This is a genomic window from Pseudomonas sp. Sample_14 (genome assembly GCF_004307515.1).
Lineage (GTDB): Bacteria > Pseudomonadota > Gammaproteobacteria > Pseudomonadales > Pseudomonadaceae > Aquipseudomonas > Aquipseudomonas atacamensis.
Map to the genome: position 1 here is coordinate 1 of NZ_RCOC01000049.1, position 21,250 is coordinate 21,250.

26 protein-coding genes, 1 tRNA gene and 1 pseudogene are annotated in these 21,250 nt (G+C 59.6%); 10 read left to right on the forward strand and 18 right to left on the reverse strand.

What is annotated here, in order from left to right; translation table 11 throughout:
* The first annotated feature begins 542 nt into the window (after positions 1-542).
* The 4 genes from D8U61_RS11195 to D8U61_RS11210 are packed head-to-tail and all read left to right on the forward strand — an operon-like array spanning position 543 to position 6,117.
* On the forward strand, positions 543-3,374 hold the full coding sequence (locus D8U61_RS11195) for a xanthine dehydrogenase family protein molybdopterin-binding subunit (RefSeq protein WP_130926924.1): 2,832 nt from the start codon (positions 543-545) through the stop codon (positions 3,372-3,374).
* Positions 3,367-3,906, forward strand: a complete 540-nt coding sequence (locus D8U61_RS11200; RefSeq protein WP_016773947.1) for a (2Fe-2S)-binding protein — start codon at positions 3,367-3,369, stop codon at positions 3,904-3,906. The genes D8U61_RS11195 and D8U61_RS11200 overlap by 8 nt, the downstream gene beginning before the upstream one ends.
* Positions 3,907-3,908: 2 nt before the next feature.
* The gene (locus D8U61_RS11205) at positions 3,909-5,144 is read left to right on the forward strand and encodes a cytochrome c (protein WP_130926925.1); all 1,236 of its coding nucleotides are present in this window, start codon (positions 3,909-3,911) and stop codon (positions 5,142-5,144) included.
* A gap of 1 nt (position 5,145) precedes the next feature.
* Positions 5,146-6,117, forward strand: a complete 972-nt coding sequence (locus D8U61_RS11210) for an XdhC family protein (protein WP_123443188.1) — start codon at positions 5,146-5,148, stop codon at positions 6,115-6,117.
* Between the two features lie 129 nt (positions 6,118-6,246).
* Here the strand turns inward: D8U61_RS11210 and D8U61_RS11215 are convergent, their stop codons facing one another.
* Complete coding sequence (locus D8U61_RS11215; RefSeq protein ID WP_130926926.1) at positions 6,247-7,530, reverse strand: FAD-binding oxidoreductase; 1,284 nt, start codon at positions 7,528-7,530, stop codon at positions 6,247-6,249.
* Positions 7,531-7,713: 183 nt separating this feature from the next.
* Here D8U61_RS11215 and D8U61_RS11220 point away from each other — a divergent pair.
* A tRNA-Val gene (locus tag D8U61_RS11220) sits at positions 7,714-7,790 on the forward strand.
* Positions 7,791-7,877: 87 nt separating this feature from the next.
* On the opposite strand, the gene D8U61_RS11225 is transcribed toward D8U61_RS11220, so the two are convergent.
* The 7 genes from D8U61_RS11225 to D8U61_RS11255 form a co-directional block, all read right to left on the reverse strand.
* A complete protein-coding gene (locus D8U61_RS11225; RefSeq protein ID WP_130926927.1) occupies positions 7,878-9,014 on the reverse strand; it encodes a tyrosine-type recombinase/integrase in 1,137 nt (378 codons plus the stop codon).
* A complete protein-coding gene (locus D8U61_RS11230; RefSeq protein WP_016773953.1) occupies positions 9,014-9,247 on the reverse strand; it encodes a hypothetical protein in 234 nt (77 codons plus the stop codon). The genes D8U61_RS11225 and D8U61_RS11230 overlap by 1 nt, the downstream gene beginning before the upstream one ends.
* A 44-nt stretch (positions 9,248-9,291) precedes the next feature.
* The gene (locus D8U61_RS11235) at positions 9,292-9,651 is read right to left on the reverse strand and encodes a hypothetical protein (RefSeq protein ID WP_130926928.1); all 360 of its coding nucleotides are present in this window, start codon (positions 9,649-9,651) and stop codon (positions 9,292-9,294) included.
* Positions 9,652-9,699: 48 nt separating this feature from the next.
* Positions 9,700-10,017 (reverse strand): hypothetical protein, encoded by a 318-nt coding sequence (locus D8U61_RS11240; protein WP_130926929.1) that lies wholly within the window; start codon positions 10,015-10,017, stop codon positions 9,700-9,702.
* On the reverse strand, positions 10,014-10,328 hold the full coding sequence (locus D8U61_RS11245) for a hypothetical protein (RefSeq protein WP_130926930.1): 315 nt from the start codon (positions 10,326-10,328) through the stop codon (positions 10,014-10,016). The genes D8U61_RS11240 and D8U61_RS11245 overlap by 4 nt, the downstream gene beginning before the upstream one ends.
* Before the next feature lie 49 nt (positions 10,329-10,377).
* On the reverse strand, positions 10,378-10,620 hold the full coding sequence (locus D8U61_RS11250) for a hypothetical protein (RefSeq protein ID WP_064361223.1): 243 nt from the start codon (positions 10,618-10,620) through the stop codon (positions 10,378-10,380).
* A 76-nt stretch (positions 10,621-10,696) separates the two neighbouring features.
* A complete protein-coding gene (locus D8U61_RS11255; protein WP_130926931.1) occupies positions 10,697-11,128 on the reverse strand; it encodes a hypothetical protein in 432 nt (143 codons plus the stop codon).
* A 132-nt stretch (positions 11,129-11,260) separates the two neighbouring features.
* Here D8U61_RS11255 and D8U61_RS11260 point away from each other — a divergent pair, with 132 nt between their 5' ends.
* On the forward strand, positions 11,261-11,620 hold the full coding sequence (locus D8U61_RS11260; RefSeq protein WP_130926932.1) for a hypothetical protein: 360 nt from the start codon (positions 11,261-11,263) through the stop codon (positions 11,618-11,620).
* Positions 11,621-11,622: 2 nt separating this feature from the next.
* On the opposite strand, the gene D8U61_RS11265 is transcribed toward D8U61_RS11260, so the two are convergent.
* The 3 genes from D8U61_RS11265 to D8U61_RS11275 all read right to left on the reverse strand — a co-directional run bounded on the left by D8U61_RS11265 (position 11,623) and on the right by D8U61_RS11275 (position 14,754).
* A complete protein-coding gene (locus D8U61_RS11265; protein WP_130926933.1) occupies positions 11,623-12,180 on the reverse strand; it encodes a hypothetical protein in 558 nt (185 codons plus the stop codon).
* Positions 12,177-12,755 carry a hypothetical protein gene (locus D8U61_RS11270; RefSeq protein ID WP_130926934.1) on the reverse strand — a complete coding sequence of 193 codons (579 nt, stop codon included), beginning with the start codon at positions 12,753-12,755 and terminating at the stop codon, positions 12,177-12,179. The genes D8U61_RS11265 and D8U61_RS11270 overlap by 4 nt, the downstream gene beginning before the upstream one ends.
* A 193-nt stretch (positions 12,756-12,948) precedes the next feature.
* The gene (locus tag D8U61_RS11275; protein WP_130926935.1) at positions 12,949-14,754 is read right to left on the reverse strand and encodes a DNA cytosine methyltransferase; all 1,806 of its coding nucleotides are present in this window, start codon (positions 14,752-14,754) and stop codon (positions 12,949-12,951) included.
* A 567-nt stretch (positions 14,755-15,321) separates the two neighbouring features.
* Here D8U61_RS11275 and D8U61_RS11280 point away from each other — a divergent pair.
* Positions 15,322-15,819 (forward strand): hypothetical protein, encoded by a 498-nt coding sequence (locus D8U61_RS11280; protein WP_122660010.1) that lies wholly within the window; start codon positions 15,322-15,324, stop codon positions 15,817-15,819.
* A gap of 6 nt (positions 15,820-15,825) precedes the next feature.
* On the opposite strand, the gene D8U61_RS11285 is transcribed toward D8U61_RS11280, so the two are convergent.
* Positions 15,826-16,680, reverse strand: a complete 855-nt coding sequence (locus tag D8U61_RS11285) for a DNA adenine methylase (protein ID WP_130926936.1) — start codon at positions 16,678-16,680, stop codon at positions 15,826-15,828.
* 108 nt (positions 16,681-16,788) lie between these two features.
* Between D8U61_RS11285 and D8U61_RS11290 the strand changes: the two genes are divergently transcribed.
* Both D8U61_RS11290 and D8U61_RS11295 read left to right on the forward strand, forming a co-directional pair.
* On the forward strand, positions 16,789-17,043 hold the full coding sequence (locus tag D8U61_RS11290; RefSeq protein WP_130926937.1) for a hypothetical protein: 255 nt from the start codon (positions 16,789-16,791) through the stop codon (positions 17,041-17,043).
* A gap of 9 nt (positions 17,044-17,052) precedes the next feature.
* Positions 17,053-17,310: a hypothetical protein gene (locus D8U61_RS11295; RefSeq protein WP_130926938.1), complete on the forward strand. Its 258-nt coding sequence runs from the start codon at positions 17,053-17,055 to the stop codon at positions 17,308-17,310.
* Here D8U61_RS11295 and D8U61_RS11300 read toward each other — a convergent pair.
* The 6 genes from D8U61_RS11300 to D8U61_RS11325 all read right to left on the reverse strand — a co-directional run bounded on the left by D8U61_RS11300 (position 17,290) and on the right by D8U61_RS11325 (position 20,806).
* Entirely contained in the window at positions 17,290-17,598 is a 309-nt protein-coding gene (locus D8U61_RS11300) for a hypothetical protein (protein WP_130926939.1), read from the reverse strand. The two genes, D8U61_RS11295 and D8U61_RS11300, sit on opposite strands and share 21 nt — an antisense overlap.
* 75 nt (positions 17,599-17,673) lie before the next feature.
* The gene (locus D8U61_RS11305; protein WP_130926940.1) at positions 17,674-18,138 is read right to left on the reverse strand and encodes a hypothetical protein; all 465 of its coding nucleotides are present in this window, start codon (positions 18,136-18,138) and stop codon (positions 17,674-17,676) included.
* Positions 18,135-18,377 (reverse strand): hypothetical protein, encoded by a 243-nt coding sequence (locus D8U61_RS11310; protein ID WP_130926941.1) that lies wholly within the window; start codon positions 18,375-18,377, stop codon positions 18,135-18,137. The genes D8U61_RS11305 and D8U61_RS11310 overlap by 4 nt, the downstream gene beginning before the upstream one ends.
* A gap of 2 nt (positions 18,378-18,379) precedes the next feature.
* The gene (locus tag D8U61_RS11315; protein ID WP_130926942.1) at positions 18,380-19,048 is read right to left on the reverse strand and encodes a lambda exonuclease family protein; all 669 of its coding nucleotides are present in this window, start codon (positions 19,046-19,048) and stop codon (positions 18,380-18,382) included.
* Positions 19,045-20,025: a RecT family recombinase gene (locus D8U61_RS11320; RefSeq protein ID WP_130926943.1), complete on the reverse strand. Its 981-nt coding sequence runs from the start codon at positions 20,023-20,025 to the stop codon at positions 19,045-19,047. The genes D8U61_RS11315 and D8U61_RS11320 overlap by 4 nt, the downstream gene beginning before the upstream one ends.
* A 55-nt stretch (positions 20,026-20,080) precedes the next feature.
* Positions 20,081-20,806, reverse strand: coding sequence for a hypothetical protein (locus D8U61_RS11325; RefSeq protein WP_241663619.1), 726 nt, complete (start codon positions 20,804-20,806; stop codon positions 20,081-20,083).
* On the opposite strand from D8U61_RS11325, the pseudogene D8U61_RS11330 reads away from it, so the two are divergent.
* Positions 20,801-21,250: pseudogene (locus tag D8U61_RS11330) on the forward strand (phage tail tape measure C-terminal domain-containing protein); the annotation flags it as partial. The gene D8U61_RS11325 and the pseudogene D8U61_RS11330 sit on opposite strands and share 6 nt — an antisense overlap.

Here is a 21,250-nt window from a genome sequence, read left to right on the forward strand (position 1 = left end):
TACCGGCCTGTCACGCCGGGGGTCGCGGGTTCGAGTCCCGTCCGCTGCGCCATATCTGTTTCAAGGACCACTGAACGCCTTGAAGCGCCGAAACCAGCCATCGGCTGAATCGGATCGATAGCAAAGACCCTGGTCGAAAGACCGGGGTTTTTTGTGTCTGAAATTTGGTTATTCCTCTTCCTCTCTCCTTAAGTCCACGCGAATCCCTGTGGGAGCGAGCCTGCTCGCGAAAGCGCCGGCACATTCAAAATCTGTATTGCCTGGAAAAACGTTTTCGCGAGCAGGCTCGCTCCCACATAGGCTCGCTCTGCCATCTCGGCGGATCGGATGCGGTGCCACGTCGCATTGATTTTTTTGATTATTTAGTCAGGTTTTTGTAACTGGTTGTTTGCTGTGGGCGCAGAAACCTTTAAAGTTAACCTTTCGGTCAGCTTTGCACTGTCAACACAGCTCTTTGCTTCGCCAGAAAGAGCTTCTGCACGACTCGAGATCCCCAGTAGATAACCACAAGGGCGGACCTATAACCGCCCAGAGGATGATCCATGTCCAACCGTGAAATATCCCGGCGCTCGTTCCTTCAGGGCGGGCTGGTGGCGGGTGTGAGCGTTACGCTTACGCCGCTCAGCAGTCAGGCGCTGGCTGCCTTGATGGAAAACAGCGTCACCGTGCCGTCCGAGAAATGGCTCGGCAATAACGGCAAGGCGCGGCAACGCAACGATGCCTTGTCCAAGGTCTGCGGCAGCAAGGTGTTTGCCCGCGACATCCGCGCCAAGGACATGCCCGGCTGGCCTGAGCAACAGGGTCACGCCATGCTGCTGAAAACCATCAAGGCCGACCGCATCTACGCAGGCTACGACCTGTCGTGGCTCGGCGCCGATCTGCAGCCAGACCGCATCGTTACCGCTGCCGATCTGGACAAGGACGGTATCGTCTTCCCCGAAGAGCACGCGCCTGATCCATTGCTGCCGGAAGGCAAAGTGCCGATGTTCATCGGTCACCCGGTAGCGATTCTGATCTGGAACGATTTCGAGCGTTTCCGTCAGGCCAAGAATCAACTCAAATTCAATGACAAAGCGATTCGTTACGGCGCCAAAGTGCCGTTCTACGAAGGCGATCCCTACGGCAGCTTCCGCTACGTGCGCGTCGGCGGCGCGACCTCGGCGGACGAAGACGAGTTCGCCAGCCTCAAGGATTCGATCCTGTTCCCGATGCTGAAGAACCGCCGTCCAGTCTGGAATGCATCGCCGAACCTGCATGGCAACCTCACCGAGCGCGGCCTGTTCTACGCCGACCGCATGAAGCAGGAAATCGACACGCCGCCAGACAACTGGCTGGTGTTCGATGAGCGCTACAAGACGCCGTCGATCGAACCGGCCGCCCTCGAGCCGGACAACGGCAACGGCTGGTACGACCCGAAAACCAAAACCCTGCATTTCGTCGTGGCGACGCAGTGCCCGCTGGAAGTCGCGACCGAGACCGCGAAGATGATCGGGCCGTCGCGTTTCGGCTTGTCCAATCTGAACATGCACCCGGGCTATACCGTCGGCTATGGCTCCAAAGACCACAACATTTTTGTCTACTACGCAGCCCTGGCTGCGCTGTACGGCGCCGGTGTGCCGGTGCGTCTGGCCAACGACCGCTACGAGCAGTTCCAGAGCGGCATCAAGCGTCACCCGTTCGACATCCGCTACCAGTTGGCCGTGGACAAGAATGACTACACCTTCAAGATTTTCCGCGCGGAAATGAGCGTCGACGGCGGCGGTCGGGTCAACTACAGCCCATCGGTGGCGGCGGTTGGCGCCACGGCTGCGCAGTCGATCTACTACATGCCGCAGAACGACTTGCAAGTCACCGCGTATCACTCGCGCGCGGTCGAGGCGGGTTCGATGCGCGGTTACGGCACTCTGCAAAGCATGGCGGCGACCGAAATGATGGTCGACGAGATCGCCAATCGCCTGGGTGTCGACGCCATCGATTTGCGCCGCAGGAATGCCCTGAGCTCCGGCATGAAAAACACCCAGGGCGCAATCCCGGCCGGTGCACTGCGCCTGCACGAAATTCTCGACAAGGCCTCGGTGCACGAAGTCTGGAAAAATCGCGACACGATCAAGCAGCAACGTGAAGCGGCAGACCCGGATAACTGGTACGGCGTCGGTTTCGCCATCTGCCAGAAAGACTTCGGCACCGGCTCCGAAGCGCCGATGGCCAGCATCGAATTCACTGCAGACGGGCGCATTACTCTGCGCCACATCGGTATCGAAATCGGTACCGGCATGTCCACTTCGCAAGCCTTGGTCGTTGCCGATTTCCTCGGCAGCCCGGCGCACGAGGTGAAGACCGGCGAAACCGAATGGCAGGAAATGCAGCTGATCACCAGCGGCAACCCTTACATCATGAGTCAGGCCGAGCAGGACAATCTGCTGCGCAACCCGCGCTGGGTCGGCAAGCTGGCGTCGGCGTCTTCGGCGACCAACTCCGCCTATTACTTCAGCCATGCAACCCGTGAAGCGGCGCGGGTGCTGTTCAACCATGGTTTGTGGCCGGCGGCGCTGGAGATATGGCGTCAGGGGCCGTACGGCGGTCAGGCCAACCCTTACGTGGTGCGCCGCGAAGATGCGCATTGGGTCGATGGCAAGCTGACCGCCAACGGTATGCAGCCGCTGAGTTTCGAGGAGCTGACCAAGCGCGCCCACGAACGCGGTCTGGTGACTGGCGCCACGGTGCATGGTTTCAACCGCTGGAGCTGGGCCGAGGCTGAATACAGCATCGACGGCGTGCGCGAGCGTCTGCCGCTCGACGGTCTGGCGGTGAAATATGGCGATGGCGCGCCGCAAGCGAAGAAAGCGCAGATGAACAGCGCCGGCTTCCACCTGCTCGATCGGCAGAACGTCAACTACCCGGTAGTGCAGTTGAACAACGCTGCCGTGACCTATTACAGCCCGGTCGCGACGCTGGTCGAGTTGAAGGTCAATAAAGGCTCGGCGGAAGTCGAGGTGCTCAACCACCATTCGTGGATCGAGTGTGGTCGGGTGCTGGTTGAAGAGTTGGTCAAGGGCCAGCTCGAAGGCGGTATCGCCATGGGTATTGGTCATGCGCTGATGGAAGAGATGCCGCTGTACGAAGGCGGGCCGGGGGAGGGTGACTGGAACTTCAACCGCTATCGTCTGCCGATGGCCCGTCACGTTGCCGTGTGGAAACAGACCGCGGAAATTCTGCCGCCGCTGTCGCCGAGCGATCCGTCCAAGGGCATCGCCGAAGTGGTGATGATCCCGATTGTCGGTGCCATCGGTAACGCCGTGGCGCACGCCATCGGGAAACGTGTTCGTGACTTGCCTATCACCGCTGCGCGCATCAAGGAGGCCCTCAATGGCTAACCGTCCGCTTCAACTGACCCTCAATGGTCAATCCGTCGGCCCGGTGGACATCCCTGATGACCTGCCGATGATCGACTACCTGCACGAATACAAAAACCTCACCGGCTCGCGGCTGGGTTGCGGTCAGGGGATCTGCCACGCCTGTGTGGTGATCGTCGATAACCCCGACGGCACCAGCGAAGAAGTGCGCACCTGCATCACCGGTGCGCATTACTTCGAGGGCAAGAAAGTCCGCACCATCGAAGGCCACGCCACTCGCGACGAGCAGGGCCAGGTCACCGAGCTCAATCCGATCCAGCAGCGCTTTGTCGACGAGTTCGCCTTCCAGTGCAGCTACTGCGCGCCAGGCTTCGTCAACGCCGCGACCGTGTTGGTCGAGAAGCTGCAGCGCCAGCCGATCGTCAAAAGTCAGCTGGAACAGGTGATCGAGGACAGCCTCGGCCATCACGTCTGCCGCTGCACCGGGTACGTGCGTTATTACAACGCCACGCGCAACGTGCTGACCGATCTTGGTCTGGTCAAGGAGGGTTGAGCATGAAGCGTTTACTGACCCGCCTGGCCCTCGCGGTCGGACTGGCTGCGCCGCTTATGGCGGCCCACGCCGACGATCAGATCAAGCGCGGCGAATACCTCGCCCGCGCCGCCGACTGCATGGCCTGCCACACCGCACCGGGTGGCGCGCCGTATGCCGGCGGCCTGCCGATCGTCTCGCCATTCGGCACGATCTACGGCACCAACATCACCCCGAGCAAAGAGCACGGCATCGGTCTGTACAACGATGACGAGTTCTTCGCTGCGCTGACCGAAGGCAAGCGGCGCGACGGTGCGAATCTGTATCCAGCGATGCCGTACACCTCGTATCACCTGATGCCGCGCGCCGATTCCGATGCGATTCACGCGTATCTGAAAACCATCGAGCCGATCGAACGCGCCGCGCCGGTGACCAGCCTGAGCTTTCCGTTCAATGTGCGTCTGGGTCTGACCGGCTGGAACATGCTCTACGGCAAAGACGTCAAGCTGGAGCCGGCCGAAGGCAAAAGTGAGGCGTGGAAGCGCGGCCAGTACATGGTCGACGTTCTCGGTCACTGCGGCGAATGCCATACGCCACGCGGCCTGCCCGGCGCGATGCAAATGGACAAGCGCATGACCGGCGGCATCCTCAATGGTTATCTGGCACCGAGCCTGCTGGCCACCGACCTGGCCGCGCGCGGCTGGAATCAGCAGGATCTGAGCACGTTTCTGAAGCATGGCATGAGCGCGCAAGGAACGATGTTCAACGAAATGTTCCCGGTGTTTCACAACAGCACTCAAGGTCTGAGCGATGCTGACCTGGCGGCAATGGCGACATTCCTGCTCGGCGAGCAACCGCCGCCAGCCAAAGAGCTCGTCGAGGTGCCGCTCGACAAGCTCAGCCCGAGTGCTCAGCGCGGGCGTCAGGAATACCTGAACGTCTGCGCCGGTTGTCACGCGGCTGGCGGTGAAGGCAAACCGCACATCGCCGTGGCCATGCGTGGCAACACGACGTTGCGCCTGGAAGATCCGCGCAACTTGTTGCGAGTGATCGAGGATGGTATCGGCGAACAGAAGTTCTCCGGGTTCGAGCACATGCAGCCGATGCCGGGGTTTGCTGAAAAGCTCAGTCCTGAGCAATTGACCGATCTGCTCAACTACCTGCGTCAGGGTTGGGGCGGGCAGGGCGCTGAACTGGCGGTGAGCGAAGTGCAGAAGCTGCAAGCCGACGCGCCGAGCGTCGAGCACAAGGCCCACTGATATGCAGCATCTCGATCTGCAAGTGGTGCGTCGGGCGCTGGAATGGTCGGTGGCCGGGCAGCGAATCTGGCTGTGCACGGTGCTGACCACTTACGGCTCGGCACCGCGCGCGCCGGGTTCGCTGCTCGCGGTGAACGAAGGCGGGCAGTGGATCGGTTCGCTATCGGGCGGTTGCGTCGAGGAGGATTTCCTTGAGCGCGTCGCCGAAGGTGCGTTTCTCGAAGCGGTAAGCGTCGTGCGTTACGGCGAAGGCGATGATCCGCGCTCGCGGGTCAGTCTGCCTTGCGGCGGCATTCTTGATGTGCTGGTTGAGAAACTTGACGCCGACTGCGCGGTGCAGGCGCACCTGCGTGAACTGGAATCGGCGCTGCTGGGTCAGCGTCGTCTGCTTCGCGAAGTTGATCTGGCCAGCGGTGCGCGCACTCTGTTTGCTGATCGCGAGCAGGGCGCGCGGATCGAGCGTGAGATCGATCGGGTGCGCATTCGTGTCGGTGCAGCACAGCGCTTGTTGCTCGCCGGGTACTCCAGTGTGGCGCAGGCCTGTGCCGAGTTCGCGGTAGGGCTTGGCTTCGAAGTGATTCTGTGCGATCCGCGTGATGAAGTGCTTGAAGGCGTGGTGCTCAATAGCGTGGAAATCCGTCGACAGTTGCCTTCGGTGTTCATTGCCGACGGTGGTTGTCATCGCGATACGGCGGTAGTGGCGTTGACCCATGATCCGCGCATCGACGATCTGGCGATGATGGAAGCGGTGCGCACCGAAGCGTTTTACATCGGTGTGATGGGATCGCAGCAGACGTCGCAGAAACGCTTCGAGCGCTTACGCCGCATTGGTGGCTTGAGTGAGGCAGAGCTGGCGCGGGTTCATGCGCCGATCGGCCTCAACCTCGGCAGCAAGACACCGGCGGAAATTGCGCTGGCGGTGCTGGCGGATATCCTGCGGATTCGTAGCGGGATCGCTCGGGATCAGCTCTGATCCTAAGCCTTGCTGAATCTACTGTGGCGAGGGGATTTATCCCCGTTGGACTGCGCAGCAGTTCCCTCCTGCTCAAGAGGGGGCGCTGCGCACCCCCAACGGGGATAAATCCCTTCGCCACAATGGTGTTTATAGGCCGTACTTATCGCGCAGCCCGTAATACCAAGCACCCAGCGCGGCAAACGGTGTGCGCAGCAATTGCCCGCCGGGGAAGGGATAGTGCGGCAGGTCGGCAAAGGCATCGAAGCGCTCGGCCTGACCGCGCAACGCTTCGGCGAGGACCTTGCCCGCCAGGTGCGTGTAGGTGACACCGTGACCGCTGCAGCCCTGCGAGTAATAGATGTTGTCGCCCAGGCGCCCGACCTGCGGCAAGCGCGAAAGGGTCAACAGGAAGTTGCCGGTCCAGGCGTAATCGATCTTCACATCCTTGAGTTGCGGGAAAGCCTTGAGCATCTTCGGGCGGATGATCGCTTCGATGTTCGCCGGATCGCGAGCGCCGTAAACCACGCCGCCACCGAAGATCAAGCGCTTGTCGGCGGTCAGGCGATAGTAGTCGAGCAGATAGTTGCAGTCCTCTACGCAGTAATCCTGCGGCAATAGCGCCTTCGCCAGCTCATCGCCCAGTGGCTCGGTAGTGATCACTTGAGTGCCGCACGGCATCGATTTGGCCGCCAGTTCCGGTACCAGATTACCGAGGTAGGCGTTGCCGGCGACGATGATGAACCTGGCCCTGACCTTGCCCTGCGGCGTATGCACAACCGGATTGGCGCCGCGCTCGATGCGCACGGCAGGTGATTGCTCATAGATGGTGCCGCCGAGAGACTCGACTGCCGCCGCTTCTCCGAGCGCCAGATTCAGCGGATGGACGTGGCCGCCGCTCATATCGAGCATGCCACCGACGTACTGATCGCAACCCACCACTTCACGAATGCGGCGTTGATCCATCAATTCCAGCTGGGTGTGGCCGAAGCGCTCCCACAGGCGCTTTTGCGATTCCAGGTGCCCCATTTGTTTGGCGGAAAGGGCGGCGAATACACCGCCGTCCTTCAGGTCGCACTGAATATTGTATCTGGCCACGCGCTCGCGAATGATCTGGCCACCTTCAAAGGCCATTTCGCCGAGCAGTTGCGCCTGCTTGGGGCCGACCGTGCGTTCAATGACGTCGATGTCGCGGCTATAGCTATTGACGATCTGCCCACCGTTGCGGCCCGAGGCGCCAAAACCGACTTTCGCCGCTTCCAGCACGGTTACGCGAAAACCGTTCTCCAACAGGAACAGGGCGGATGACAGCCCGGTATACCCGGCGCCGATCACACAGACGTCCGTCTCCACATCATCCTGCAGCACAGGGCGTGGTGGTACGGCATTGGCCGACGCAGCGTAATAAGACTCTGGGTATTGGGTGTTCGCCATCCTGCCGCCTCTGTTTAATATATTTTACGAGTGCGTCGATCCTACCCGAGTTGAAAAACCTCCGCCAGCCACCGGAAACTCTTCGTCGCTGAGGCTAAATTAAATATTTTGCATATTCATAGGGTTAGGTGAAAAAAAGGTGTTGACACCCCTCCGGAATTCCGTAGAATGCCGCCTCACAGCAGGCACGTAGCTCAGTTGGTTAGAGCACCACCTTGACATGGTGGGGGTCGTTGGTTCGAGTCCAATCGCGCCTACCAAACAAAATCCGCTCTGCTGGGCGGTCTGGAAGGGCTCACCGAAAGGTGGGCCCTTTTTTGTTGTCTGCGATTTGCAAAACCCCCACCTCAGAACGCCAGTTCGGCGCTCACCTCAACATAGTCGATCGTCTTGTCGCCGTGTCCCTCCTGATAGTGCTTCGTCATCTTCTCGTCCGCGTGGCCCAGCAGCGCCTGGATGTATTCCTGTTGGAAGTTTTGCTGCTCGTACAGCCATGCACCTAAAGCGCGGATCTCGTGAAAAGTGGGGCGCTCACCGGCGGGCACATGGTCATAAGCGTGCGCGGCGTCGCGGGCCTTGCTGAACTCCTTGGTCAGATAATCCGGCGTTACCGAGGTCCAGTGGTCCTTCGCGTCGATCTGTTCACGGCGCCGCGCCTTCGGTTTGTAGTGGATCAGATAAGGCGACACCAACGGCGATCGCAGGCACTCGCCGACGACTTCGCGCAGCGCGGCGCCCATGGTGATCTTCAGGTGAACCGGATTGTCGTAGCCCTGCGTCTTGCCCGGAGACACGGTCAGCGTGTTCTTGTCCATGTCGACCGCCGACTTCAGCCAGGTCACGATATCTTCGCGGCGCTGGAGGCTGGCCAGTGCCAGGCGGATTGCCCGCTTCAGCCAGGGCGGCGTGGTCGCCGCGCCGATGATCGTCTGTAGTCCTTCCAGCGTGTGCCGCTGGCGCTTCTTCTCGGCTTCCTTCTTGACCAGCGTCAGCTCGGCGCAATTGCGCTCGGCCAACCCCTTGGCCACGGCGAAAGCGAAGATCTGCACCCACAGCCCGCGATGCTTTGTGTAGGCATTGTTGCTGAACTGGTCCAGGTATTCAGCCATGACCAGCACGTCCATCTGCCCGATCAGGCGATCGCCGAGATCTTGCCGGTACCGCTCGAGCTTGAATTTGATCTCTTCCAGTGTCCGCGCCGCATAACCCTTGTCCACCAGCCATTCGTCATTGAACCGCTGCAGCAGGTTGCTCACCGTTGGCAACCGGTCGCCGGTCAGCAGGGTGAGCAGCGCCCCGTCATCGACGACCAGCGCCGCGACCTTGAGGTTTGCTGCGTGCGCGAGCTTGATTGCTTCCTCAAGTGGGCGGTTGATGCTGGTCATCAAGCCGGTAATGGGGTTCCGATACCGAAAATATTTACCATTCGGGTAAAGATTTGGCGGTAGCTTCCTGTTTTTGAGCGTGCGCGGCCGGGCAGCCATCAGCCTATCTCCAGCATCTTGGCCAGCAGGGGATCATCTGACCCCATCACGGCCGCCTGCACATCCACGAAATACATCCCGCCTTTTACTTCTCCTACCACTTCGCCTTCCTCAATCCATTTTTTCAACTGCTGCAAACTCGGCTTGCCGCCGACGTAGCGGAGCTTTCTGTATTCGCCTGCCTCCATAAGGCGCGGCAACTTGACCGTGATCTGGGCCAGAATTTTTGCCATTGTGATGCTCCATGCCGCCCGTGGCGGCAGAAGGTGGTGATGGGTTATGCGGCTTGGCGACTTGCCTGAGCTGCGTTCCGGCGTCGAGCCATGAGGAGTTGCAGTCGATAGGTTCGGAAGCGCCGACCATCTTGCGACCTGATCTCTTGAGCCAAGTCGGCCAAGTCCTCGTCGAGCCTGCCGAAGTAGTAGAGGTGCTCGCCATCGCCCATCCATTCGGGTTGGGCGATCGCCCAGCCTCGCGCTTCGAGGCAAGGCATGCAGGTTTTGCAGGAATCCATGCGCCCATCCCAGCAGCCAGACACAAGCTGGTATTTCTGGCCGGGCTCAATCAGGCCGTAGCACTCGCCGCACTTGTGCTGCTTGCGCGCGGTGGGCGTGGTTTCGGTTTGGAAATCGGACATATCGAATCCTCGCCCGCCGTACACTGGCAGGCTGTTGAGTGGTTGGGGTTATTGCTGGATCAGTTCGGCGGGGACATTCACCGCAGCGCCGCGCTTGGCGAATACCACGGCGCGGAACACTGCGATGGTTCGGGTTTCGCCGGGCTGCCGGTTGCACGGATCATTTGTCAGGTCAGCCAGCCACGGGTCGCTGTGGCCGGCTTCGCACCAGACGCCGTACTTCGTGATCAGTTGCTCGGCGTCGGGCAGGGCGAAGAGATCTAGCTGGCCGGCGGCGGGCTGCTGATCACCCTCAATCGCGTTGATTGCCCAGTCCAGCGCCGGGCCGGTCAGTTCATCGGTGCGGACGCTGACCATTCGGTTCATGTTCGGCTGCCAATTTCTGCTGCGGCACGCACAATGGCGCGGCGAGTTCCATATTCATCCATCGCTTCGATAATCATCACGCCAAGCGCAGAGTGTTCAGCTCCGACCGAGTCGTGGTCTTCCATGAATACGATGCAAACCCCGACTTTGATAGCCAGCCGAAGCGCATCACCGTCATCATCCAGCGGCCGCCAAAGACGATAGCTTTCTCGATCGCCGATCCGAAGGCAGTTGCGAGCGGACTCAAAGCAAAGAACAGGAGCAATTCCCGCTGCCTTTGCTGCCAGTTCCAGAAGCTTTTGATCACTCATCACCGCGGCCCCTTGTAGCAGTACACGTAGGCGAACCAGGCGAGGGCGATCATGGCGCCACCTTCGCAGTTTCTGGGAACGACGCCTCGGCTTCAGTGCGGAATTTGATATCGGCACCGTCGCCGTGGCGACCTTCGGACCAGGTAATGCGCTTGCCGCAGTAGCAGCCAGTTGTTTGCGTGAGGTTAAAGTTCTGCCGAAACTCCATCGTGAGCCCCGTCATTCCGTGCTTGCGCGCCAGAGCCACAACAGCCCGGGCAAAATCCACATCGTGGTCAGTTACAGCAGTCATCCGATCACCGCCTGTATGGTCAGTACCAATGGAAGCCAGAAGAAGAGGGTGCTTACGGCAATGCAAGAGAAGATCATCAGCACTCGCTCCAATTCATGGCCTGAATGTATTCGCAGGGAATCACCAGGCGATCAGTCGGTACGGGGCTTTCGGTCTTGGCACCGCCGAAATACGCTATGGCTGCCTTGGCCCGCTCAAGCGTCAGTTCGGCATGGCGAACCTGCCAAGACTTGCGAGCTTTGAAAGATCGCAATGCCAGGGCCTTGTCGGTGTAGGCGAATCGCCGGCCATGCTCACCGCCATTCTTCAGGACGCGCTTGCGGTACTTCTTCAGCAGGGAGTCACGATGCGTGCCCCCGAAGAGGTTGTTGTGGAATTCGTCCACTATGTACCAGCACTGCTCTGTCTCACCGATAACCACGTACTTTTTGCAGGTGACTTCGAGGCCTTTCGGGTCCAGCTCATCGACATAGCGGTAATGGTCCGGGCCGAGTTTTTTCTTTTCCATGGTCGTGCTCGTCCTTGCCGCTATAGCGGCTGACTTTGAAGGGGGAGGGAGTTACGAATGATTTGTTGCGCTGATGATGGCTTTTGTATATCAACGTTTGGCTGACAATCGCAGCGACTAGGAGCCGAAATAATGAAAGCGACTTTCAACGGATGCAGTTTCGAGGATAACGGTGTTGGCCTCGTAGTTATCGGCGATATTGAGATGGCCGCTACGGATACGCACTTCCGACGAAACGATAAGGCAGTCGTGCTGTACAACCCTGCATTAATGCAAGCAGTAGGTCTTCCAGTTAACACTCCAGCCGATTTGCTGGACGAGGTTGTTCAGGCGCTTACTCATGCAAAAGCTGCGACGGGCGAGGAGAAAGTAGCAATCGCCGAGAAATCTCGATTGAAAGAATGGCTGGCAAGCGCCGGACATTTGACTACAAGCGCGAAGAACATCGTTGAAATTGTCGCGAAGGTTATGCAGATGGCCGGCCTGTCTTAGGATCAATTGTCGGTACCGGTGTAGGTGCGCCAAGGCACCTTCACGCCGTTTACGAGGAATCCCCAAGTCCCTTTGTAGGGGCTGGTGATGAACAGGGTGAATGCGCCGCCTTCGGCAACGCTGTCGATCCGGTGGTATTCGCCGTAGCTGAGCTGCGCTGTTTCGCCTGGGCGCCGGTCGATGTACTCGGTGGCTTGGGCATTGGCCGGCACGTTCAGCCCTGACAACACCGGGTCTTCATGGTCGAGCAGGCGCTGCTCTGTATAACCGCCGCGCAAAATGATCGTGCGGGCGTTCCATGGGTGGTCGTGAAGATCGCGGTCGTTGTCCTCGCGCTTGATGTGGTGGATGCGTATCGACCATGGAATCAGGCTGATGCGGCGCACACCGGTCACCGGGTCGTATGGGTTGAACAGCCACCAGCGGCCCATGTACATCTCGGTGCCGTCGGCGGACATGATGTGCTGGTACGGGGTGAGCTTGGCGCGGGCGATGATCCAGTCGGCGATGGCCGGGCGGGCCAGCAACTTGGCGACCAGGCGCCAGAAGAGATTGATCATGCTGCCTCCTGCTGCTGTTCTTGGCGCAGCGCCTGCTGCACCGCGAGGATGATTCGCTCGAGGTACGCGTAATCGGGATTGGGCTCAGTTGCATCGCTCGTCATGTGCCACCACTCGTCCCCGAACAGCTTTGTCATCAGCTCGCTGTGGGTGCCGTGGAGATGATCAATCGACGGCGATTCGCGCAGATCCTCTGCCGCGTCGAACATTTCGCGCGCTTCTTCCGGTGTGTAGCCGAATCGGCGGCGCTGTTTCAGCACCAAGCGCTGCGCCTCGTTAGCGAGAGCATCACCGCTGAACTGGCGCGCCCTGATGGCTTGATCGAAGTAGCCGATGATGTAGCTGGTGTTCAGCTCACAGAAGAACTGCGCAATGGTGTGACCATCCCACATGCCGCCCCAGTAAGCGGTCCAGCTCTTTCCCCAGCAGCTGACGGTGATCTTGCCGCGTTTGGGCGACAGGTCTTCAAGGAACACCGTGATCGGGTCCAGGCTCGGCGCACCGGTGATCACCAGCTTCGTGACTGTCGAGCGCTCAACCTTCAGCGCCTCGGCCGTTTTGTTTTCTGTGGGCATGGGGCGTCCTATGCCGGGGCATGCCCGGGCGGTGGAGGGTGGTCGGCGGGAAATTCAATTGGGCCTCTATAGCAAGGGAGAAACCTTTGCCTAATAAAGGGGCGTCAAAATGAAGAAACTTACAGATGTGATTAACCTGATCGCTGCAGCTGTCGGCCTGATCGATGCGATCATCCGTACGGGCTGGGTGTGATCAAGCTGCAAGGCGCTGATAAAGCTCGATGATGTCTGCGGCGTTGGCGGCGACCAGTGCCTCAGCTTCGTCGGGACAGACGCTGTTACCGATCAGCCGCACCTGGTCGACCTTCTTGATGTCGCGCCATTCCTCAGCACCGGTGACCGGGTCGACGAAGAGGCCGCGATCGATGATGTAATCCTTGTCGAAGCCTTGGGCGGCCTTCAGCTCAGGCGGTTGCAGCATGCGCAGCGTGATATCGATCAGCACGTAGCCGCCGACCATCACCATTTCGGCCGGGTCTTTGAAGTGCTCCGGCAGGTACTGGTGCATGAAGGCTGCGCAGCGTCGGGCACCTTCCATCTCCTCAGGAGTCAGCGTGTCGGGCACCTGCACCGTCTCGACAACCGCGACGCGGTCTTTCGTCGGCAGCGTGTGCATCGGCTCATTGAGCGAAATGCCGTCCTTCTCGTTGCCGTAATACTTCACCAGGTAGGCGCTTACCAGGCGCTGATTGGCGCCGGACTGGCAAATGGTCGATATCGGATCGTAGGCCGATCGGCCGTCGCCTTTGTAGAAGCCACCATTCGCCTGCTCGAAGAACGCTGCGGATACCGCATGGTGCCCGGTGCTGGTAGCCACCACGTTGATCGGCTCTGTTACCTCAGCTCCGACCGATCCTTTCCGCAGCGTCACCATGTTCGCGGCGGCCAACGCGAAGTGCCCGCCCTTGACCTGAGCAACTTGCGTGCGCAACGGTTCGACCGCGCTGAAGTTGCGCTGCGCTGAGCCATTGGCGCATTCGGTAAGGAATGGCGCTGCGATCGGCTGCACCAGCGCGTGATGGGTTCCGCCGGCACTGATCGTCGACAGCGCTTCGTCTGTTCCGTGCGTGCTGGTGTGCGCCTCTGAGGTGCCGCGCATTGGAACGATGAAAGGCTTCGCGCTAGTCAGTACATGACGCCAGCAGCCCTTCGCCACGCGGCGCCTGGTGTTCTCAGCCATGGGTTTGTCTCGGAAGATCGTGCGCCCAAGATTGCTCCAGTCGATGCATTCGGCTGCGGAGCGCCATGGCAGTTGTTTTGCCGCTGGCCGCTTGTGCCGCTTCGGCGCCGGCCAGATGATCGGCTTCCCGTCGCTTCGCGCCACCAGGTAAAGGCGCTTGCGGATGGTCGGCGTGCCGGCATTCGCCGCGATGCGCTCCCGCCATTCGGCGTTGTATCCCAGTCCTCGGACCAGCGCTTCCATCGGCACAAACTCTCCGATCGCCTCGATGATCTCCGGCATGTCTGGATGATCAGCGGGCAGGCCGGTGCTGATCGCGGCAATAAACGCTTTGAAGGTGCGACCGCGCTCAGACTTGATCGGCTGGCCGTCATCGTCGATCGGGCCCCAGTCGCAGAACTCTTCAACGTTTTCGAGGAAGAGCAGGCGCGACTTCGTCACGAATAGCCAGCGGATCACAACCCAGGCCAACCCTCGCACACCACGATCGCGCGGCGCGCCGCCCTTTGCCTTGCTGTGATGGCGGCAGTCTGGCGATGCCCAGATGATCGCCACCGGCTGGCCGCCCGTGGCTTCTCGCGGATCAACTTCGAACACGTCGGCGACGTAATGCGCCGTCGTGGGATGGTTGGCGCGATGCACGGCCAGGGCGATTGGATTGTGGTTCACCGCCACGTCCGGCTCCCGGTATGCACGGGCGATGCCGGTGCTGGCGCCCCCGCCGCCGGCGAACAGGTCCACCACCAGTTCCTTTTCGAACGGCAGGCCCATGCTCGGCTGGCCATGGATGAACTGAGGCAATTTCTGTTGTGCGGACATAGGGGGATCCTCGCCTTAGGTGGCGTGAGTTGATGATTTGGGGTATTCAGGAGGTTGTGGACGGCAATGTGCCATCTTTATAAGCAAGGAGTTTTTCGTGGAGCAGGTCAGAGCTGCATTTGCTGAGGCGATTTTTGATGCAATTAGGGAATGCCACGAGTTTGGATACCACCCATCTAAATGGGAGGCAATGAACCGAGCGCAGCATCCGGTTGAAGCATCGATCAAACTGGTTCAATCCCCCGAGTTTCAAGACGGCTTCAGGAAGCTATTGCGAGAGGGAAGGGAGCACCTGACAGTGGAGGCGATCATGCTCAGACCCGACTTCGCTTCCTTGTTCAGTGATCAACTGCTCCAAGCCGCTAGGTGGCGATTGCAGACCGCCCCCCGGTAAATCTGGCGATGCAGCGCGCGCAGGTGGACCATCCGCCGAGACCGGCGAACAAACCGATTGCAGTGGGCATGGGGCGTCCTATGCCGGGGCATGCCCGGGCGGTGGAGGGGTGGCAGATTGATATTTCGTGGAAAGGGGCCGTATATTCGACGCTCATCCACGGAGCGGTAACTATGAAAATTCGTACGCAGCACATGACGCTTGGCGCAGCATTGATGCAAATCGCAGAGCATGAGAGCTTCACGGCGATCAACCCTTTACGGCTGCGAGGCGATAAGGTCACAAATGCGTTTTTGATAAACACCGACACCTGTGTGTTTCTCAAATACGGAAGCGAGCCGAAGCCAACCGGTGAATATCAGTTCACCTTCACGACGGACCAAGTTCTCGCCATTGAAGAGGCGCAGGAACACTATCGCGGCGTATTTGTTTGTCTTGTCTGCGTAGAAGAGCAGGAAGTTTGCGGTCTTGAGGCAACAGAACTGCATCGAATGATTTCAGCTCGGAAGTCAACAACCCAAGACGACGAAGAGTCCTACCAGATCCTCATCACTGCACCGGCTGGTGGACGCCTTCGCACGTACACGAATGCCGCAGGCCGGCGCGGCACGCCAGCGCTTGACCCTCTGCTGATAACTCGGAATCGCTTTCCCGCCTTTCTTTTCGAATAACCTCGGTTAGGCTCGCTCACCGAGATCCAGTCCTATCTGGCTGACCCGATCGACACATGCCGGGCTCAGCCAGACGCATTCTGTTCGACTTGCAGTGCCGCGGCCGGCGCTGATCCGCGCCGAAGTGCTGTAGCACGCCCAACCCGGCAGCATTTCTTCATACAGGTCGCTCGGGTATCCCGAAAGCACGACCATTCCTTCTAGCTCGAGCAAAACGCCAAGCAGTTCGCGGTGCGCCGCATCGTCCATTTCGTGCTTGTAGTAACGGCCACTCGATGCGCCTTTGTACCTGGTGTCATGCACGTAGGGCGGGTCTACGTAGTGCAATGTCTGCGGCCCATCGTGCGCCCTGATCACCTCGATCGCCGGCCGGTTCTCAATCAGCACGCCGCTCGGGCGCAGGCCAACTTCTGCCAGCTGCTCAGGGTAGGTTGCCCAAAGTGATTGGGCTGTGCCGTATTGGCGCTTTGTGTCAATGCGAAATCCGGTAACGCCCTTGGTGGCGCCGGCCGATCCGAAGCCCATCTGCGCGCGGATGATGGTGCGCCTGGCTCGCTCGACTGGCTCGGCGCTCGGCTCCCACGACAGTTCGAATTCCTCGCGAGAGTAGGGCGTGAACACCAAACGCTCGGTAAGTCCCGATCGCGTGAGAGGATCCTGCAGGACGCGAAACAGGTTGACGATGTCGCCGTCTAGGTCGTTGTACACCTCGGCATACGATCGAGGCTTCTGCATCAGCACGCCGGCGGCGCCGCCGAAAGATTCGACGTAGCAGGTGTGCGGCGGAAAGTGCTGCAGTACCCATGGAGCAAGCCGGAACTTGGCACCGTGGTAGCGGATGACAGGTGCGGTGATGGTCATGAGTTATTCCAGTCAGGCGCCGCCCTCCGTGACCGGCGGTGGCAATTTGGTTTGGGTTGGGGTATTACGGGTGACCGGCATGGAGCCGGATCAAGGGGAAGTGCGATGGTGAAAATTGCTGAAGTAGTTGCTGAGTTCGCTGCTGAAGGGTTCAGCAACACCGGCAGGCGGACGAGAGGAAGAGTACTGCGCGATTACCAGGATGGCCGTTTTTCCATCCAAGTCGATGATGAGGTCCGGGGGATAAACGAGCCATCCAACAGTTACGCTACCGAAGCTGAGGCTCGAGCGGCATTATTGGAATACTGGTCACAATGCGAAGAAGCTTTGAAGGCCTCTGGAACGCCAAACTGGAAGCCCTAAGGAGCTGCTATGAATTACTGGGACTCTTATGTCTATCCCGAAAACGATCCAAAAGTCACAATCATTTTTGGCTCGCAGCGCACCGGCGCTCCGGTTGTCGCCTGGATCGGACTCTACGGTAAAACGGTCGTTCCGCCGAAGGTAAACGTGGAGGCCGAATACTCGTTGGATTGCTCCGACGAACTACAAGCGAGAGCGGTGATGAATGCACATGCTGATCAGTTCATCAAAGAACGTAATCTTCAATCAATCTTGCTGAAGCCGTAGCGCTTCTCGCTGATATGTCAGCTTCAGCTTCCGCGACACGTTTTCAGGTATCACGTATTCGTGTCGCGGTGGAGTGAGTAGCGGTAGGGCGCCGCCCGGGCCAAGGCCGTGCAGGTGGTGAATCATCAGCGTGATCGCCTCGCCCTGTTCCTCGATGCCGCTCCAGGCCATCAACTCAGCAAGTGCTTGTCGCGTGCCGGGCAGGCAGTGAAGCCTGATTTCCTCTTCGCCGCGCTCCTTCCTCTTCGCCGCGGCTTTCGCTGAGCGATCTGCATTGCTCTTGGCCATGGCCTACCTCTTCAATTCCGCTGGCCGGCAAGTCCAGCCATGTCTGTCGTTTGCGTTGTTGGGTGCGAAAACGTCTCAAGCTGCGACCTTCACCTGATGCCAAGCGCCGGCGGCGTAGAACAGTTTCGCGGCTTGGGCTTCATCCATCGAAACCTCGTCCGGAATTGCGATCCAGCCTGACGCAACCAGATGGTTCGGGTTCGCGCTGTTGCGCAGCTCCAGGTAGTAATGCTCGATGGCATCGGTCAGGCGCTCGACCTTGTAGATGCCCTCGGGTGAGATCTCCACCGACTTGATGTACTCGGCACCGCGCTCGTCTCGACACATGGCGGCGATGTAGATCGTCCAGCGGTAGGAGAAGTTGAAGATTGCGTTGGCGATCGCCAGACTGCGGATCTGCTTGCAGGTCTTCCAGTTCGCCATGATCTGGCTGCCGCTGGGGTCGATGTTCACCACCGCGACGTGGTTGGTGCGCAGCAGCGCCCGGCAGCTGCGCTCAGCCCGGGCGAAACCGTTGTTGGGTTTGCGTTTCGATTTCATAGCGAGACCGCCATTTTGCGCAGCGCCTTGCGGTCAGCGGCCGATATCGACTTCGGCCGCCGCTTGAGGACCGTTTCAGGGTCTACCCAGTCGCGCCGCGCAGGTCTTGGCTTCATGCGCACCGGCGGCAACTCTTTGAAGCTGGCGCCGGGCCGCGTCCAGAAGTCAGCCATCGCAGCCGCGATTCGATCCGACTCAGTCTGCTTTTCACGAACTGCGTTTAGGTTGAGGCTGATCATGCTCAGGCTCCTAATCGATGGGCTTGTGCCCGCGCTTTATCCGCTACTTCGTCAACCATCCGGCCAAGCTCCAAATTGAACTGGACCAGCTCTTGATGCAGCATCGCGATGTACTCGTCATCGCGCTTGATGGTCTCGATGTACAGGCGGCAGTCTTCATCTTGGCGCGGATCGAACGACAGGAAATCCCACCATTCCCGGCCCGTGACGAACATGCAGCCTTGAACCTGCGGCTTGTGTTCGTCGGGCATTCCTTCGAGCCAGGTACGGACGTGGACGGCCTCATTGAAAGGGCACTTCGACTCAATGCCGCCGTCTTCGCCAATCAAACCGTCCGGCGAGCAGCCCAGCCAGTCGTATTTTGGGTGAACCACAAAGCCCGACTTGATGACGGTGTTGCCGGTCAGAATTTCGTAATAGTCGTGACTCGACTGCTCAACCTCGGTACCCCACGCCATCGACTTGCTGCTGACCGAATGCCTCGATCGGTTGGCCAAGCGCTCGAAGGCAAGCTCGCGCATGTAAGTGGTGCGGGCCGCGAGCGGCTTGCGCTTCCCGTGCTTGTCGCGATCCCCCCAAGCAATCACATCCTTGAACCTGCTTGCCGTTAGGCGCCCGCTGCGGTCTTGATGCCACTGCTCGGTGCGCTGAAGGTCTATTGAGGCGTTCATTGCTCGCCGCCTTGCACATCGTCGTTCGCATTGCCGTTTGAGCTTTCGTTGAGGGTTGTGAACTCTGCCTCAATTGTCTGTGCAATCGACTTCAGCTCACCGTGACGTGTCACGCCAATAGCGCCGCGCTGCTGCGGCTTCAACGCCTTCCAGGCCTTTTCGTAGCCATCAATTCCTTGTTCTTGAGCGATCTTTTTCAGCTGCTCGAAAAGGTCAGTTGTTGCGTCAGTTGTGTCGCCCTGAGGAACCGACGCAGCTCCCACATCAGCTGGCTTTTCGTTGGCAGATCGTGGTGTAACATCCGTTTCCGGAAGCGCGTAGCCGTCGTCCAGCTCGTCACGGGTGTACACGCCCAGAATCACGTCGGGGCAATACAGGCGTGCCCATTTTTTCAGTGCCAGGTATGCGATCTGCTGCTTCGGATCGTCCGCCCAGAGCGTGGAGTTTCGGGTTCGAGCCTGAGTCATCAAGGTGGTCAATTCGCGGGGAGCGTCTTCGCCAACGAACGTCGCCCAAACGCGGACGCCGAGGCCCTTCTCGTCGTTGATATTCCAGTTTGGGACTCGGTATTTCTTCGGCTGCCCGTGATCATCCGTTTGCTTTTTGCTTTCGATTTCACGGAAGTTGCCAATGATCTTGTCCCAGTCGCCAAACCACTCGTAATGGATTCGATCAAGGGTCGGCGCTCGCGTGGTGATAACCGCATTGACCAGCTGCGCTTCATAGCTCAGTTGGCCACCGTTGACGATGAAAGTCTTCTGCGCCACCTGGAAGGGGTTCATGCCCCATTGCATGGACTGCATGATCACTGCCATGCAGTCGGCAGTATTTCCGTGGAAATGCTTCGGCAGGGTAGTTTTGCCGCCTGCCATGATGCCCGCGAGTTCAGTCATAGACTGCATGCTGTCGCGATTGAGGATCAGGCCCGTCGGGCTTGTGTCCATTGGTACGGTAGCGATCTGGGTTTGAGCGTTCATTCCTAACTCCATAGCCGACGACTTTGGCCGGCCTCCGGGGTGATTTTAGGGTTTGTTAGAACGACAGGGCGCGCAGCCAGGCCGATGCTTCGTCATTGGTGACGCAGAAGGCCATGGCCACGACCTCGACCACTTCGTCGGCGGTCGGCATGTTCGAGTCAGCGACTTCGTCAGCCACTGGAACCGGATCAACTCCCTCTGCATCTGCTGGCGCAGTGTCGGTAACGACGGGTGCCGTGATGACGTTTGCAGCCGAAGAGGGTGCTGCAGCCAGTAAGCGCAAGCGAGCCAACTCTTCTTGGTCACGCTGATACTGCGCATCGCGTTCGCGCTGCTGGCGCTGCTGTTCTTCTTGCTGCTCACGTTGCCGGCGTTGTTGCGCTTCCATATCGCGACGCTGCTGGTCGAGCTCATCCTGCTGCTTCTTCAAACGCAGGCGATCTTCCTCGGCACGCTGCTTGCGCAACTCTTCTGCTTCAGCATCGGCGATGCGTTGCTTCTCACGCAGTTCATCCAGCTCTTTTTGTTGGGCCAGCAGCTTGGCTGCCGCCTGTTCGCGGTCAACAGCAGCCCTTTGCAGTGCTTCAAGCTGATCAATAGCGTTGTCGCGGGCAATGGTGGCTTCCGCTTCGAATTCGGCGTATTCGTCTGGCAGGATTACCGACTCTTTGACGCTCAGAAGCACGTTGGCAACATCGGCAGCGCTACGGCTTGCATATGCAGCGGCGACTGAGCTGAATCGGGTGATTTTTGCTCGGATGGCTTCGATGCGCTCAACCACCTGGACTCGGCGAGCAATATCGCCGGCCAGACAAAGACCCTGTTCGGCAACGCCTTCAGCTCGATGGAAGACGCGGTCGTGAACTTCGCCATGACCGGGAAGTTGTCGTTCGCCGACTTCACCAAGTCGATTCTGGCGGACATGGCACGGATCGCGACCCGCCAGGCCAGTTCTGCGTTGCTGAGCAGCCTCGTCGGTGCTGCCACCAGCTACTTCACTGGCGGTGGTGGCGGTAATGGGCTGGCGGCTGGCTCAGCAGGTGCAACGTCGTCGAATCTCGGCGCGTCCTCGGCGGGTTATTCCAGCAGCTACTTCCCGCAGGCGCTCGGTGGTGCCTGGTCATCGGGCGTGCAAATGTTCGCCAACGGCGGCGCTTTCACCAACAGCATCGTCAGCGCGCCGACCGCCTTCGGGATGGCCGGCGGCGGGGCGGGTGTCATGGGG